This window comes from Ureibacillus acetophenoni (assembly GCF_900220965.1).
Classification (GTDB): domain Bacteria; phylum Bacillota; class Bacilli; order Bacillales_A; family Planococcaceae; genus Ureibacillus; species Ureibacillus acetophenoni.
In genome coordinates this window covers 459,019-475,698 of record NZ_OBQC01000001.1, presented here as the reverse complement: position 1 = coordinate 475,698, position 16,680 = coordinate 459,019, and the positions used below count along the sequence as shown (strand labels likewise).

14 protein-coding genes and 1 pseudogene are annotated in these 16,680 nt (G+C 34.9%); 2 read left to right on the top strand and 13 right to left on the bottom strand.

Translation table 11 applies throughout. The features are described 5' to 3' along the window. Window position 1 precedes the first annotated feature (1 nt). From rsgA to CRO45_RS02060, 12 genes and pseudogenes are all read right to left on the bottom strand, one after another. Window positions 2-883 carry a ribosome small subunit-dependent GTPase A gene (gene rsgA, locus CRO45_RS02115; RefSeq protein WP_097147964.1) on the bottom strand — a complete coding sequence of 294 codons (882 nt, stop codon included), beginning with the start codon at window positions 881-883 and terminating at the stop codon, window positions 2-4. Window positions 884-897: 14 nt separating this feature from the next. After that, complete coding sequence (gene pknB / locus CRO45_RS02110) at window positions 898-2,856, bottom strand: Stk1 family PASTA domain-containing Ser/Thr kinase (protein ID WP_097147963.1); 1,959 nt, start codon at window positions 2,854-2,856, stop codon at window positions 898-900. Window positions 2,857-2,859: 3 nt separating this feature from the next. After that, window positions 2,860-3,609 carry a Stp1/IreP family PP2C-type Ser/Thr phosphatase gene (locus tag CRO45_RS02105; protein ID WP_097147962.1) on the bottom strand — a complete coding sequence of 250 codons (750 nt, stop codon included), beginning with the start codon at window positions 3,607-3,609 and terminating at the stop codon, window positions 2,860-2,862. A 5-nt stretch (window positions 3,610-3,614) separates the two neighbouring features. Beyond that, window positions 3,615-4,754 carry a 23S rRNA (adenine(2503)-C(2))-methyltransferase RlmN gene (rlmN, locus tag CRO45_RS02100; protein WP_097147961.1) on the bottom strand — a complete coding sequence of 380 codons (1,140 nt, stop codon included), beginning with the start codon at window positions 4,752-4,754 and terminating at the stop codon, window positions 3,615-3,617. Between the two features lie 90 nt (window positions 4,755-4,844). After that, window positions 4,845-6,245, bottom strand: coding sequence for a 16S rRNA (cytosine(967)-C(5))-methyltransferase RsmB (gene rsmB, locus CRO45_RS02095; protein WP_097147960.1), 1,401 nt, complete (start codon window positions 6,243-6,245; stop codon window positions 4,845-4,847). Then, the gene (gene fmt / locus CRO45_RS02090; RefSeq protein ID WP_097147959.1) at window positions 6,242-7,183 is read right to left on the bottom strand and encodes a methionyl-tRNA formyltransferase; all 942 of its coding nucleotides are present in this window, start codon (window positions 7,181-7,183) and stop codon (window positions 6,242-6,244) included. The genes rsmB and fmt overlap by 4 nt, the downstream gene beginning before the upstream one ends. 1 nt (window position 7,184) lies before the next feature. Then, window positions 7,185-7,676 (bottom strand): peptide deformylase, encoded by a 492-nt coding sequence (def, locus tag CRO45_RS02085; RefSeq protein WP_097147958.1) that lies wholly within the window; start codon window positions 7,674-7,676, stop codon window positions 7,185-7,187. A 117-nt stretch (window positions 7,677-7,793) separates the two neighbouring features. Then, entirely contained in the window at window positions 7,794-10,214 is a 2,421-nt protein-coding gene (gene priA / locus CRO45_RS02080; protein WP_097147957.1) for a primosomal protein N', read from the bottom strand. Window positions 10,215-10,225: 11 nt separating this feature from the next. Beyond that, window positions 10,226-10,768, bottom strand: a pseudogene (gene coaBC / locus CRO45_RS02075) (bifunctional phosphopantothenoylcysteine decarboxylase/phosphopantothenate--cysteine ligase CoaBC); the annotation flags it as partial. Between the two features lie 85 nt (window positions 10,769-10,853). Further along, complete coding sequence (gene rpoZ, locus CRO45_RS02070; protein ID WP_097147955.1) at window positions 10,854-11,078, bottom strand: DNA-directed RNA polymerase subunit omega; 225 nt, start codon at window positions 11,076-11,078, stop codon at window positions 10,854-10,856. 4 nt (window positions 11,079-11,082) lie between these two features. Further along, a complete protein-coding gene (gmk, locus tag CRO45_RS02065; protein WP_097147954.1) occupies window positions 11,083-11,700 on the bottom strand; it encodes a guanylate kinase in 618 nt (205 codons plus the stop codon). A 45-nt stretch (window positions 11,701-11,745) separates the two neighbouring features. After that, on the bottom strand, window positions 11,746-12,621 hold the full coding sequence (locus CRO45_RS02060) for a YicC/YloC family endoribonuclease (protein WP_097147953.1): 876 nt from the start codon (window positions 12,619-12,621) through the stop codon (window positions 11,746-11,748). A 209-nt stretch (window positions 12,622-12,830) separates the two neighbouring features. Between CRO45_RS02060 and CRO45_RS02055 the strand changes: the two genes are divergently transcribed. Continuing rightward, window positions 12,831-14,525, top strand: coding sequence for an Rqc2 family fibronectin-binding protein (locus CRO45_RS02055; RefSeq protein ID WP_097147952.1), 1,695 nt, complete (start codon window positions 12,831-12,833; stop codon window positions 14,523-14,525). Window positions 14,526-14,819: 294 nt separating this feature from the next. Here the strand turns inward: CRO45_RS02055 and CRO45_RS02050 are convergent, their stop codons facing one another. After that, the gene (locus CRO45_RS02050; protein WP_097147951.1) at window positions 14,820-15,035 is read right to left on the bottom strand and encodes a hypothetical protein; all 216 of its coding nucleotides are present in this window, start codon (window positions 15,033-15,035) and stop codon (window positions 14,820-14,822) included. Window positions 15,036-15,350: 315 nt separating this feature from the next. Between CRO45_RS02050 and CRO45_RS02045 the strand changes: the two genes are divergently transcribed. After that, the gene (locus CRO45_RS02045; protein WP_097147950.1) at window positions 15,351-16,259 is read left to right on the top strand and encodes a nuclease-related domain-containing protein; all 909 of its coding nucleotides are present in this window, start codon (window positions 15,351-15,353) and stop codon (window positions 16,257-16,259) included. Window positions 16,260-16,680: the final 421 nt, after the last annotated feature.

Sequence of the window (16,680 nt, the reverse complement as noted above, 5' to 3'; positions counted from 1 at the left end):
ATTAATACCTCGGCTTTCGATCACTTATTTCTTGTAAAAACTCTAAATAATGTTCATAACGATACTGTGTCACTTCTCCTTGATCTACCGCATCTTTTACAGCGCATTTCGGTTCTTTCAAATGGAGACATCCTCTGAACTTACAATTTTCACTTATTGAAGCTATTTCAGGGAAACAATATGTCAATTCCTCTTTTTCAATTGTATCAAAGTCAAAGGAACTAAAACCTGGTGTATCGGCTAATAATCCATTTCCAATATCTATTAGTTCTACATGACGTGTAGTATGTTTTCCCCTTCCTAAGCTTTGAGAAATATCATTTGTTTTTAATTGTAATTCAGGGATTAGAGTATTTAATAACGTTGATTTCCCAACACCAGACTGACCTGCTAGTACGCTTGTTTTTCCTTGGAGGATTGGATGTAAAGATTTGAGTAATGTTTCATCATTTTTAAATGTATCTATAACCATATAGCCAATTTTCCGATAATCTTCAATATATTTTTGTAATCCAGCTAGTTCTTCGTCTTCTAGCAAGTCCATTTTAGTTAAACATATAATAGGCTTTACACGATAAGATTCCAAAACGACTAAAAATCGATCTAACAATAATGTACTAAAGTCTGGTTCTTTCACTGAGAAAACTAAAAGAGCTTGATCAACATTAGCAATAGGTGGTCGAACGAGCTCATTAAACCGAGGGTATATTTTCATAATATACCCATCGGATTCACCTTCTTTTGTATAATCCACAATATCACCAACAAGAGGCGCTTCCCCTCGATTGCGGAAGACTCCTCTACCTCTACATTGAATTAACTCGCCTTCGTGATAAACATAGTAATATCCGCTAAGAGCTTTTCGAATTTGGCCTTGAGCCATCTAACTCCTCCTTATTATTCTAAATCGTCAAAGTGAATTGTATCTTCTGCAAATAATCTTCCATCAATCTCAATTCGATAGGCTGCTGTCTGGCCTTCTACGATTTCTAATTGCGTGGAATATTCAAAATCTTCCTCAATTTCAAACACTTCTTTAGGTTGTGTCATGTTATTATTTTTATCTTGAATAAAAACTCTTACTGTTTGTGGTTCACCGTATTCTATTGGATCGTACGGAATTTCTAAACTTAAACGTAAAACTTTAAGGGCTGGTTCAGGAGGACCTTTTGAAATAACGACTTTTATCGTAGATCCTTTATCTAATTCTGTACCTGGCTCCGGATCCTGTGAAACGACACTTCCTGCTGGAATATCCTCAGAATGGACTTCTTCTTGTTTAACAATTTTAAAACCAGAAATCCGTTCATATTCCAATAGGTTCGATTCATTGTATTCTGTTAAGTTTGCAACTTTTACTTTTTCTAAACCTTTACTTACAACGAAAGTCGCCTCTGTATCTTTAGGTACAAATTCTTCTCCCACTTCTGGAGTTTGTTTGATAATCGTGCCTGGCGGTTGATCTGAGTGTACCTCTTCTTGATGAACGTCCTTAAAGTCCATTTTTTCAATGAGAGCTGAAACTTGGCTTATTTGTTGACCAACAAAGTTTTCCATCGTTACCTTTTCATTGCCTAGACTTATAATAATATCAATTTCAGTTCCTGTTGTACGTGTTTTCCCCGCATCCGGATCAGTACCAATTACCTTACCTTCTTCTATTGTTTCATCGTGCTTTTCCCTTTGATCACCTATTACAAAACCTTTTTCCTCTAATAAAGATATTGCATCTATAAGTTCCATTCCCGAAACATCAGGTATTTCAATTTTTTTCGGAGTTAATAAATTAAATAAAAATATTGCTAATAACACTATAATGAGAAGTGAAACTCCGATTATTGCGAAAATTTTACCTTTACTAACCTTTTTCTTTTCTTCTGGCGGTTGTTGTTGTTGAGTCTGTTTTTTAGAATCATTTGGTCTAATAATTTTAGTATTCGCAATTTCATTAATTGGTAAAGGTTCTTTAATAATCGGCATCGCCTTTGTTGCTTCATTATCAAAAGGTGGAAGGAATTTTGGTTCATTTAATCGACTAGGCGATAATACCGTCTCTAAATCTTCTTCCATTTCTTCAACTGAATTATATCGGTGTGCCGGATTTTTTGCTGTCGCTTTTAATACCACATTCTCAAGAGCTTGTGGGATTGAGGCATCTATCGCTCGAACAGAAGGTGTTTCCGATTGCAAATGCTTAAGTGCAATCGATACAGCCGACTCCCCAGAGAACGGCAATTCACCTGTTAGTAATTCATAGAGTACGATACCAAGTGCGTAAATATCCGATTTTTTCGTAGCAGTCCCACCACGTGCCTGTTCTGGTGAAAGATAGTGGACAGTCCCAAGTACAGAATTTGTTTTCGTAAAACTTGTAGCAGTTAATGTTGTTGAAATACCAAAATCCGTAATTTTACAGTTTCCATCCCCATCAATTAATATATTTTGAGGTTTAATATCTCGATGGATAATTTGATTTTCATGGGCGTGAGCAATAGCGCTCGTTAACTGCCTCATTATGTTTACACTACGAGCTGGCGATAAAGGCGAAAACTCATTTATGTATTGTTTCAATGTTTTGCCTTTAATAAATTCCATCACAATATAGTGCATATCTCCGTCTTCACCGACATCATAAATACTTACGATATTTGGATGCATTAGGCTAGTTGCAGAAAGTGCTTCTCGTTGAAATCTTCGATGAAATTCTTCTTCATTCGTAGAATCATATCTTAACACTTTAATAGCAACATCACGGTTTAAGATCATGTCATGTGCTAAATAAACATTTGACATTCCTCCACCGCCAACAAATTGAAGAATTTTATATCGATCACTAATTCTTTTTCCTATAAGCATTTATTACACCTCCTCATTACTAGTTGATAATAAGACGAGTGATATATTATCTTCTCCACCACTATCATTGGCTAATTGAACTAATTTTTTTCCTTTTTCATCGATTGTCATGTCTAACGTTAAAATTGCAGACATTTCATCGACGGATAGTTTATTGCTTAGTCCATCTGAACAAACTAATAAATAAGAACCTTCTTCCATCGTAACTTCATAAAAATCAGGATCTATTGTTAGTTCTGTCCCTAAAGCTTTTATTACGACATTTTTATGTGGGTGATTTTCTGCTTCTTCTTCACTAATTTCTCCATTATCAACGAGAACGTTTACATATGAATGATCCCTTGTAATTAGTTCTACCTTATTTGGTGTAAAATAATAGACACGAGAATCCCCAATATGGCTTATTAGGCATTTTTCATGGTCGATTAATACAGCAATTAAAGTAGTCCCCATTCCATTGCAATTTTCATTTGCTATTGAATGTTTATAAATATTTTCATTTACTTTTTTTATAACATCCAACATCCATTGTTTTTTGGAATGAGTCGTTTTAAATTTTTTTGAGATAGCGTTTTTAAATAAATATTCCATTCCTTTTATGGCCATTTCACTCGCAATATCACCTGCATTATGGCCACCCATACCATCTGCTAAAATAGCAAGTTTAAAGTGATCGGGGCGCTCAATAAGCGCAGCCCGATCTTCATTTATTTTTCGCTTTAACCCAATATCACTTTCAACTGTAAACTTCAAAAAGGTCACCTCGTCTCTTGAGCTCTCTCTTTCGCTCTTAACTGACCGCAAGCAGCATCAATATCAGATCCTTGTTCACGGCGAATAGTTACGTTAATGCCATTCTTTTTAAGCGTCTTTTCAAAAGCAAAGATTTTCTCGCGTGGTGTACGTACATAGTTGCGTTCTGGAACATAGTTTACTGGAATTAAGTTTACATGGCACTTAATTCCTTTAATTAGTTTTGACAATTCTTCTGCATGTTCAACAGAGTCATTTTCTCCACCGAAAAGACCGTATTCAAAACTTACACGTCTACCAGTCTTTTCTGTGTAATATTTAATTGCTTCAATTAACTTGTCTAATTTGTATGCTCTAGCAATAGGCATTAGCTTTTGACGTAGTTCTTGGTTTGGAGCATGTAATGACAATGCAAAGTTAATTTGTAATTGTTCATCAGCAAACTGATAAATTTTCGGAATAATACCTGATGTTGAAACTGTAATGTGTCTAGCACCAATGTTTAGTCCTTTATCATGATTAATAACTTTTAGGAAGTTCATCATCGCATCATAGTTATCAAATGGCTCACCAATTCCCATTATTACGATATGAGAAACACGTTCTCCTACTTCGTCTAGTTTTTGTTGAACTTTTACAACTTGTTCTACAATTTCACCAGCTAGTAAGTGACGTTTTAGCCCACCAAGTGTTGAAGCACAGAATGTACATCCAATACGACAACCAACTTGTGTAGTTACACAAATGGAATTACCATACTCATGTCGCATTAATACAGTTTCAATGGAATAGCCATCTTGTAATTGGAATAGAAACTTAATTGTGCCGTCTTTTGATTCCTGGCTAATAATTGTTGATAGTGTAGTTACCGCGAATGAAGCAGTTAATTTATCACGTAATGATTTCGATAAATTGGACATTTCTTCAAAGGATTTTACACGTTTTTCATATAACCATTCATAAATTTGCGTTGCACGGAAAGCTTTTTCTCCATTAGCTTCTAACCAATCTTTTAGTTCATCTAATCTTAACGAGTAAATAGATTCCTTAAGTTGAGGTTTTTCTTTTTTCTCACGACGGACCGGCTTATCTTCTGCTTCTTCTACTAAATCTTGAATTCGTTCGTTAAATTTATTTTCATCCATTACTTCTCGGATTCTCCTTTTTTCTTGGCTAGGATAAAGCGCCATACCCTCGTGCGCTTCGATTCCTCATTGATAGCTGAAAAGATGCTTTCAATGAGGGCTCTCCAGCGCATTTCGGGTATGAGCGGGCGCTTTATCACTTTTCTTTTGAAATGTAGCAACGAAAAATCCGTCACTACCAAAGTCTTGTGGGAATACTTGGAGCATTCCGTCTTGTTGTTTTTCAAGTAGATCCTCTGGCAAGTTTACAATTGGCATAAGTTCCATTTCTGGATGTGACGCTAAAAACTTCTCTACAGTTCCTTCATTTTCCAAACGGTCAACAGTACACGTACTGTAAACTAAACGACCGCCTGTTTTCAACACTTTAACCGCATTATCAAGTAACTGTAATTGAATCTTGTGTAAACTTTCAAAATCTTCTTCTCTTTTTGTATATTTAATATCGGGTTTTCTTCTAGTAACTCCTAAACCTGAGCAAGGTGCATCGACGAGTATAGCATCGTAAGATTCCCTTTGTAAAAGTTCAGCGGCTGTTCTTCCATCAACTGGTGCTGTTTGTATAATTTCAATGCCTAGGCGATTGCTAGTTTCTTCGATTAAATCTAATTTATGAGGATGGATATCAGTAGCTAAAATTGACCCATCATTATTCATTTTCTCAGCAATATGTGTTGTTTTACCACCAGGTGCAGCACACATGTCTAATACTCTTTCACCCGGTTTAGGATTTAGTACGTTTGCAGGCATCATTGAGCTTTCGTCTTGAATAGTAATAAAACCATTTTTAAAACATTCTGTATGTGTAACTTGTCCACCTATTATATGGATACACTCTGGAATAAGCTCGCTCTTTTTCGCTTGAATACCTTCTTCCTCCAGCATGTTCAATACATCTTGAGTCGTTGATTTTAACGTATTAACCCGTACTGTCAATGTTGGAGGAACATTGTTTTCTTCCAACATTTCTGTTGCAACTTCTATTCCATAGGAGTCGATTAATCTTTCAACTAGCCATTCAGGATGACTTGTTGCAATTGATAATCTTTTAATAGGTTCTTCTATTTCATCAATAGATCGTAGGCCTTGTCTTTGGATTGAGCGTAAAACGCCATTTACCATTGAAGCAATCCCTTTGTGCCCTCTTTTTTTAGCTATTTCCACTGCCTCGTTGACAGCTGCATGGGCTGGTATACGGGATAAATACACAACTTGGTATAATGAAAGGCGTAACAACCATCTAACCCATAAATCTATTTTCGTCCGAATAAAAGGCTCTAGATAGTAATCTAAAGTATATTTATGTTGCAAAGTTCCATACGTAATTTCAGTTAGTAATGCACGATCTTTTGCATCGATTTTGTATTTCTTAATAGTTTGGTTTAACAATAAATTACTATATGCTTGATTTTTATCGACTGCTAAAAGAATCGTTAAAGCGGCGTCGCGTACATTACCATCCCAAATCTGAACTTTTTTCTTAGATGTCATTCAAATCGGTCCCCAATCTGTAATTTTGAACCAGTTCCTCGTAAATAATCTTGAGCTGTCATCCGTTTTTTACCTGCCGGTTGTAAATCAAGAATAGCTAGTGTCTTCCCATCGCCTGTTGCAACTTCAAATTGGTCTTTTTCAATTTTTACAACCGTTCCAGGTTCTAAATCTGTTGATGTTGAGCCAATACTAGACCACCATATTTTTACGTTTTCACCATTTAAAGTAGTGTAAGCTACTGGCCAAGGATGTAAACCTCGTACTTGGTTATAAATTGTACGGGCATCATTTGTCCAATGAATACGTTCTTGTTCACGTGATATGTTATGAGCAAAAGTTACTTCATCTTCATTTTGCGGAATTCTATCATTTGTTCCAGCAATGATTGTTGGTAAAGTTTCCTTTAACAAATCACGTCCAACAATACTTAGTTTGTCAAATAGACCACCCGTGTGATCCGTTTCTTCTATCGGTATTTCGCTTTGAGAAATAATATCGCCTGCATCTAACTTTTGAGCCATATACATGATGGTAATCCCAGTTTTAGTTTGTCCATCTAGTACCGCTTGATGTATCGGAGCACCACCACGATACTTTGGTAATAGTGAAGCATGAACATTAATGCAGCCTAATTCAGGTGCATCTAACAATTCTTTAGGTAAAATTTGGCCAAAAGCTGCTGTTATAACGATGTCTGGTTGTAAATTGATAATTTCTTGTAACTCTTCTGAATTTCGAAGTTTTTCAGGTTGAATGACCGGTAAACCAAGACGTAAAGCTTCTTCTTTTACTGGAGGCGGAGTTAATACTTTCTTTCTGCCAACAGGACGATCAGGTTGTGTTACGACAGCTATTATTTCATAACCTTCCTCATGTAACATAGTTAAAATTGGTACTGAAAAATGAGGCGTTCCCATAAATACAACCTTTGTCATGTTACTCTTCCTCCCTATACATTTCTTCTAATTCTTCTTCCGTAACAACACGAAGAATTTTTGAATTAAACAATACACCATCTAAATGGTCAATTTCATGTAAAACTGCACGAGCATCAAAACCTACAGCTTCAACTTCGTACACTCTTCCTTCTCTATCACATGCTTCAATTTTGACGTATGTTGGTCTTTCAACTTCACCAAACAAACCTGGGAAACTTAAACAACCTTCTATATCAATATCCTTACCTTCAACTTCTATTACAGTAGGATTAATCATCTCTAAAATAGCTCTTTCTTCCCCTAGTTCTACAATTGCTACTCGCAGTGGAACGTTAATTTGAGGGGCTGCAATTCCTACCCCGTCGTATTCAACCATAGTGTCGTATAGATCATCTAATAATTGAATAATTTCTTCATTTATTTCAGTTACTTCTTCACACTTATTCGATAAAATATCTGCCGGATGTTTAACAACTTCTTTAATTGCCATATATTTATAAACCTCTTTTCTAAAATCAAATTCCTTATTAGGAATTTACAAATGACTCATTCTTTCGTTTAAGTTGGTATGATTATGTTCTACTCAAGGCAGAAAATATCAATTATATTAAATCGAAGATGGATTCAAATCTACTGACAGTTGAATCCCTTTTTTAATCCAATCGGATCTATAGATTTTGATTAATTGTATAAACGTGTCAATCAAGTTTGGTTCCACTTTGTATTTTATCAAACATTGATATCGATATCTATTTTGTAGACGGCTAATACTAGACGCCGTCGGACCTATTATTGATACATTAAATGATAAATTCGAACGTAAATAATCTGCTGCTTTACCTGCATATTCGCTTGCCATTAAAACATCTTCATGTGAAATCTGAATGAGTGCCAAATAATAATAAGGTGGATATCCAGCTTGATGTCTCGTCCACATTTCTCGCTCATAAAACGGCTCATATTGCTGAACTTTTGCTAGCTCAATGGCATAGTGTTCAGGTGTATAGGTTTGGATAAACACTTCACCTGGTAAAGAATGTCTCCCAGCTCGTCCACTTACTTGAGTTAATAGTTGAAACGTTTTTTCAGCGGAACGAAAATCTGGTAAATGTAGAGACGTATCTGCACTTAATACACCTACTAAAGTAATATTTGGGAAGTCTAGACCCTTTGCAATCATTTGCGTACCTAGTAAAATATCTGCCTTGCCATCACCGAACATTTCTAAAATTTGTTCATGGGAGCCTTTTGTTTTTGTTGTATCAACATCCATGCGAAGCACTCTAGCCTCAGGAAATAGCTTTGCAATTTCCTCTTCTACCTTTTGCGTTCCTGTTCCAAAATATCGAATATGATCACTTTGACATTCAGGGCAAGTCGTCGGAACCCACTGTTCGAATCCGCAGTAATGACATTTTAGCTTTTCATTAGAACGGTGGTAGGTTAGTGATATATCGCAATTTTCACATTGAACAACTGTTCCACAATCTCTACACATTACGAAGGATGAATAACCCCTTCGATTTAAAAACAACACCATCTGTTCTTTTTTCTCTAAACGAACTCGGATTGCTTCAACTAGTTTCTCAGAAAACATTGAGCGATTACCGTTTTTTAATTCCTCTCGCATATCGACGATTTGCACTTCAGGTAATAGGGAATGACTTACAGCACGATTTTTTAATGTTAAAAGCTTGTATACATTTTTCTTTGCCCTTGCAAATGATTCTAGTGACGGAGTTGCACTACCTAAAATAACAGGACACTGATGGTATTTACTACGCCAAACAGCAACGTCACGGGCGTGATATCTTGGAGTATCTTCTTGTTTATAAGTAGACTCATGCTCTTCATCTATTATGAGAATTCCAACGTTCTCAAATGGAGCAAATACTGCGGAACGAGCTCCAACTACTACTTTTACTCGTCCTTCATGAATTTTACGCCATTCATCGTATTTTTCACCTACAGACAACCCACTGTGCATTACAGCAACTTGTTCTCCAAATCGTGATCTGAATCGTTCCGTCATTTGTGGTGTCAGAGAAATTTCGGGAACTAATACAATCGCTTCTTTACCATCATTTAAACAATGTTCAATCGCTTGTAAATAAATTTCAGTTTTACCACTACCAGTAATTCCATGTAGTAAAAATGTTTCAGGAACTTTCTGCTCCATTGCATTTATTACTTGCTTTAGTGCTCCCGCTTGTTCTTCTGTTAAATCTAAGAAATCTGTTTTTTTCACATCTTTAGTAAAAACATCGCGGAAAACTTCTTCATGAATAAATTCTGCTGCACCTAGTTCCATTACTGAATGTAATACGGCATCAGAACAATTTACTTCATCTAATATTTCTTTTGGTTCAAAAACTTCATCAACATGATTCATCATCCACTCGACCAGCAATTTTTGTTTTTTAGCCCGATTGGATATATTTTCATAAATAGATTGAAGCGCTTCTCTTGAATCATTTATTTTTACTTTACGAACTTCTTTTATATTCCCTTGTTGCTTAACTACGTTTTCAATTACAACTTGATTTTGCTTAATTGCTATTTTTAGTTCATGGAGTAATTGATCCTTTTCAAAGATCTTGTAATTCACTTTTTTTGTTTTCGTGAAGTATGGCTGAAGAAGGAAGGATAGTTGTTCAACGTTCACTTGTAAGGAAACAAATTTTTCGTATTTAGCTCTTAAAGCCGATGGAAGCATTGCTTGAAGTACGTCAATTTCATAACAGATCGTTTCGTGCTTTAGCCATTTTGCAAGAGTGAGCATTTCACTTGTTAGTACAGGTTCTATATCCAGCAGTTTTGTTATGGGTTTTAATTTAGCGATTGATAAATCAGTTTCGTTTTTAATGGAAACAACAAACCCTAACACACTCCTTGGACCAAATGGTACCCTAACACGACTACCACACTCTATTAACTCTTGCATCTCTACTGGAATTAAATAATCAAAAGGTCGATCAACAGGATAAGCTGCCACATCGACGATTACTTCCGCAATTTTAACAGTCATTGTTTATTCGCTTCTCTCTGAAAATGCTCAACTACTAATTGAGTAATTTTTTCAGGTTCTTCTAAACGGCCTTTTCCTACATAACCGCAAGCCAAATACCCTTCGGAAGGTTCTATAAACTTACATCCGTCTTCGTAAAGGCGAGCAATATTTCGTTTAATAGCAGGATGGTCGTACATGTGAACATTCATGGCAGGAGCAATCCATACTGGACTAGTTGTTGCAAAATATGTAGTTGTTAGCATATCATCTGCAATTCCATTTGCTAATTTACCGATGATATTTGCAGTGGCTGGAGCAACGATGATTAAATCTGCCCAATCTGCTAAATCTATGTGCGCTATTTTACTTGAATCTTTTTCATCAAAAGTATCAAAATAAACATCATTTTTTGACATCACTTGAAAGCTCAAAGGTGTAACAAATTTTTGTGCTGATTCTGTCATTATCACTTTAACGGTCATTCCAGCTTGTGTAAGCTTGCTAACCAATGCCACAGCTTTATAAACGGCAATTCCACCCGATACACAAAGTAAAACATTTCTATTTTGCATAATTTCCACCCTTTCAAATGATAAGCTCCCAAAGAATGTTCTTTTGGGAGCTAAAATTTCTGTTTATTAAAAAAATTAATGAATCTTAGACTTCGTCTTCATATACAGTAGCTGCATCTTGTTTTTCTTTCATCAATGCACCTGCAGCAATTTCTTCTAAAGCTTTTCCAACTGGCTTGTAAGAAACATACGTACCTAGCTTTTCAATACCTTCTTCTTGCATTTGTCTTGCTCTTTTTGAAGCTAAACTTACTAGTGAATATTTAGAATCAATTTTATTTTTCAATGAATCGACTGATGGATATAACATAAATTTATTCTCCTCTCAACATGGACAGATATAGTTTTTCAACACGTTCTCTACGGCAATGCTCTGCCATAATTATTGCATTAATTTTTTCACAAGCTTTTTGAATTTCATCATTTTCAACTACATAATCGTATAGACTCATCATTTCTAATTCTTCTCTCGCTGTAGCGATACGTTGTTGAATTATTTCTTCCGATTCGGTACCACGGTTTACAAGTCGGTTTTGTAATTCAGAAAAACTTGGTGGTGCAAGGAAGATGAATAAAGCATCAGGTGCTTTTTCACGAATTTGTGCGGCTCCTTGTACTTCAATTTCTAAGAAAACATCTCTTCCTGCATCTAATGTTTCATTTACATATTCTAGCGGAGTTCCATAGTAGTTACCAACAAATTCGGCATGTTCTAGTAAACCACCCGACTCAATTAGCGCTTCAAATTCTTCACGGGATTTGAAGAAATAATCTACACCATCTACTTCACCCACACGAGGTTGTCGAGTTGTCATTGATACAGAATATTCGTAATTTGTATCAGGTTGCGAAAACAGTTCTTTTCTTACTGTGCCTTTACCTACTCCAGAAGGGCCAGATAGAACAATTAATAAGCCGCGTTCTTTTCTCATATTTTACATTCTCCCTTCTCTTTACTCTGTCTACTTCAAATGCTATTATTCAATATTTTGTACTTGTTCTCGCATTTTTTCTAATAAAGTTTTCGACTTCACAACTGCAACAGAACATTCAGCTGATTGATTTTTAGAACCAATTGTATTGATTTCTCTTAAGCATTCTTGCATTAAAAAATCAAGCTTTCGCCCGATTGAAGTACCCTCATTCAGTGTATCCACAAATTGCTGAAAATGACTTTCAAGTCGATCTAATTCTTCAGAAATATCCACTCGTTCAGCAAATAGTGCAACTTCTGCTAGAATTCGATCTTCGAAATCATTTGAACTCGTGATTTCTTTCATACGCTCAATTAACTTATTACGATATTTTTCCACAGCTTGAGGTGAATATTTGCGAATCAATTGAATTTGTTCCAGTAACTCATCCTTATATTGTAACAAAAATATTTTTAATTGTTTACCCTCACGTTCACGCATTTGAACTAATTGTTCTGCAGCTTCATTGATCGCATTTTGGATAGCAATTTTTAGTTGTTCCAGTGGGATTTCATTTTTCTCAAATACAATTGCATGCTCGATCGATAGTATTTCCTGCATAGACCAGTTGTCATTAAGTGGCATTTTACTACTTAATTGTTCTTTTACCTCTTTATAGGCTTCAATAACTGGCCAATTAATTTGAACATTAAATGAAGATTGTTCCTCAGTTTTAACATGTATGTTAATATCTAATTTTCCTCGACTGACAAATTGCGATAATTGCTTTTTTGCCATTAACTCAATTTCTAGCCATTCTTTTGGAAATTTTGAGTGAATTTCTAGAAATCGATGATTGACTGAGCGAATTTCGACTGTCAGTTGGAAATCATCCGTCGTTGTGACACCCCTGCCAAAACCAGTCATACTTCGAACCAAGGTTGGTCACACCTTTCTGTATAATATTCCAATTATAACATATGCTTTGAAAATTATAACTTAAGAAGTATGAGAAATACATACTCAATAGCTAAATATAGTCAAGTTATTTTATATCTTTTATCTTAATAAGGAAATCTTTTCACATCTTTGTGAAAAAGATTATATAATAGAACTTATTTAAAACATATAGAAACGAGGAATCTATCATGGCATTTGATGGATTGTTTACATTTTCATTATCTAAACAACTAAACAAACTAGTATCCGGACGTATAACAAAAATTCACCAGCCGAATGCATTAGAAGTTGTCATTCATGTACGTGCAGGTGGAGAAAATCATAAATTACTTTTTTCCATACACCCTTCATACGCGCGAGTACATTTAACAGAACAACCAATCGACAATCCAAGTGAACCACCGATGTTTTGTATTTTATTAAGAAAACATCTTGAGGGTGGATTTATTCAAGCAATTGAAACGGACGCTTTTGAAAGGGTCATCACATTCGGCATCGAAAGTAAAAACGAAATAGGTGATACTGTTTTCCGAAAACTAACGATTGAAGTGATGGGTCGCCATAGTAATTTAATATTAATTGACAGTGAAACCGATAAAATCATTGATAGTTTGAAGCACTTGCCTCCATCGGTAAATAGTTACCGAACAGTTTTACCAGGGCAACCTTATATTGCACCGCCTGCTCAAAATAAGGTAAATCCTTCTAGTATAACGGATAATGAACTAAAATTATTCTTTGAAAGTGAAAAAACTTCAAAAGAAGTCGTGGAACACTTTAAAGGATTTTCAATGACTCATGCCAATGAATTACTTTACCGCATACAACAAGGTGAGGTTGTGGATAGCTTCCGTATTTTTATGGACGAGATTATTAATAGTAAAAACCCTACTTATTTAGAACTAAACGGGAAAACTTACTTTTCTCCAACGAAGTTAAGTCATCTATCTGAATCTGGGGTAACTTATAATAGTTTAAGTGAATTGTTAGATCGGGTGTTTTATGCCCGGGCTGAAAGAGACCGTGTAAAACAACAAGCTGGCGATTTGGAAAGATGGCTACAAAACGAAGTTAGTAAATTAAAGTTGAAACTGAAAAAACTACAAAAAGATTTAGATAACGCTTCAAAATTAGATAAGTTCCAACTGTACGGCGAACTGTTAATGGCCAATTTATATAATTTCGAAAAAGGTGCGAAGGAAGTTACTGTGACGAATTATTACAGTGAAGATGAAGAGCAAATTACGATTCCTATTAGTGAAAGAAAAACGCCTATCGAAAACGCTCAAAGCTACTATACAAAATATAATAAAGCGAAAAATGCACTTGTAATGGTTCAGGAACAAATAGAAAAAACGAAGCAAGACGTCGATTATTTTGAGATGCTAATTGCCCAAGTTGAACAAGCAGCACCAGCAGATATAGAGGAAATCAGAGAGGAACTAGCTGAACAAGGATATTTAAGAATGCGCGCTTCGAAGAAAAAGAAGAAAGTGTCAAAGCCGGAGCCTGAAAAATTCGTTTCATCAACTGGAATTGAAATTTCAGTCGGCAAAAACAATAAGCAAAATGATTATTTAACCTTTAAAATTGCTAAGAAATCTGACATTTGGCTCCATACAAAAGACATACCAGGCTCTCACGTAGTTATTCATTCCAGCAATCCAGATGAAACAACTTTACTTGAAGCAGCTACATTGAGTGCCTATTTTAGTAAAGCACGTGAATCTTCATCTGTCCCGGTGGATTACACAGAAATACGCCAGGTGAAAAAGCCGAATGGTTCTAAACCAGGGTTTGTCATTTATTTTGAACAAAAGACATTGTATGTGACGCCGGATGAGGATATGGTACTGAAATTAAAAACAAATAAACTGTCATAAATTAAACGTCCTTCGGGGCGTTTTTCCTTGTTTTTGATTAAAAAGAAGGATCCGGTAGAATAGCAATTTGAGGCGGATCCTTTGCTAATCTGAATAATATGTATTTAATAGTAAATGGTATGTGGGAAATAGAATTAGCGATACTTTGTGCTAATATTTAAAGAGATTATGAATACATATCCAAGGTTAGACACTAAAATTTCCTTTAAAAAACAGGACAGGTATTAATAGGTGAGATTGCCAAAGTTCTGTTTTCTTTTAGTTTAACTGCTCTACATTCATAGAATGTCATAATTAATTATAACTTCGGGAAGTAAATTCTATTTCATAGATCTCACCATCTATTTCTATCTCATCTATCAAACTAAAATTTATTGCTACCTGTGCATCCGTAAAATAGACAAGGTACAAACCCTCGGTATCTATTACTGGTGGTACCGTATCTAAAAAGTAGCTGCTTTTAAATTCTACAATATCTCCTGTTGGCATTTTTAATCGATATTCATGCATTTTAATCACCTACTTTTACAAATAAATTACCACAAAATAGGTTTATGTAAATATCTGAATTTTGACAAAATTTTGAATATCCTTAACTTGTTCAGAGGTTGATATTGGGTTGGGGATTTTTGGATTTATAAATCTATTAATTGTATTAAAAGTGAATTTTATATTCATTCGTGGAGTTTTATTGATAACAAGTGCGTAAACTATATTTTTTCTATGGTTTATTCTCTTAAAATATTTATTTTATATAAAGTTATTGATTTTATTTAATTCTTTTATATAAATATTTTATAGAAACATTAAGGAAGTGAATGAACTTTGATTGTTAAGTCTAGAAAAAAATCTGGTGAATTAAAAATCCTTGCTTCACTAAATAATAGAATGGATTTACCTGACAAATATAAATCCCGTTTCTTCACACTCCAAAAGGGATATGAGGGAGAAGTCTTATTCGAATCCTATATTAAAAAGCTTCAAAATAATCACCTTGTTCTTAATGATTTATTTCACCAAGTAAGTAGCACCTCTTTCCAATTAGATAGCGTTATGATAACTAACGAAAAAATTTTACTTTACGAAGTAAAAAATTACGAAGGTGATTATTATTATGACTCGGCAAAGGATCGTATTTATTCAAAAAGTAAAGAAATTCAAAACCCTTATTCACAAGCAGTAAAGGCTGAAACACTATTGCGGCAACTACTGCAAAATCACGGAATTCAAATACCTATTGATTTTTATGTCGTTTTTGTAAACCCGGAATTCACTTTATATAACGCTCCTCTAGATAAACCATTTATATTCCCAACTCAAATGCACCGCTACTTAGAACAATTCAATAATAATTCTGCAAACATAATAAATAAGAATAGATTTATTGCGGAAAAATTATTATCGCTCCACACATCAGATTCGAAATTTTGGCAAATACCGGATTATAATTATGAATGTTTAAAAAAGGGCGTAACATGTAAGGTTTGTAATTCATTTAATCTTAATATTGAGGGACAAAGTTGCGTTTGCTTGGATTGTGGAAATCGTGAAGGCGTTTCAAATGCAATTCTACGTAGTATAAAGGAATTTAAGACACTCTTTCCGAGAGAAAAAATCACTAAAAATCAGATTTTTGATTGGTGCAATGGAGTAATATCAAGTAGAACTGTACTGCGTATATTAAAAAGTAACTTTAAAATGGTAGGTAATTCTCGTTCTACTTATTTTAAATAAATAGTTGATCGGTTCACCTTAGAACTATTGGGTTTCTATTCTTTTTCAAGGCCATGTTGGGTATGTGACATCTTTTACGGATTCTTCAGTTTTTTGGCACGCAAGGCATGATTCCGTGACAACTTTCAAGAGTTTCCATTTTTTGTCACGCAACACACGTTTCCATGACATCTTTCAAAGATTTTTCCATTTTTTGTCACACAACTCACGTTTCCATGACAACTTTCAAGGGTTTTCCATTTTTTGTCACGCAACACACGTTTCCGTGACAACTTTCAAAGGTTTTTCATTTTTTTGTCACACAACTCACGTTTCCATGACAACTTTCAAGGGTTTTCCATTTTTTTGTCACGCAACACACGTTTCCATGACAACTTTCAAGGGTTTTCCATTTTTTTGTCACGCAACACACGTTTCCGTG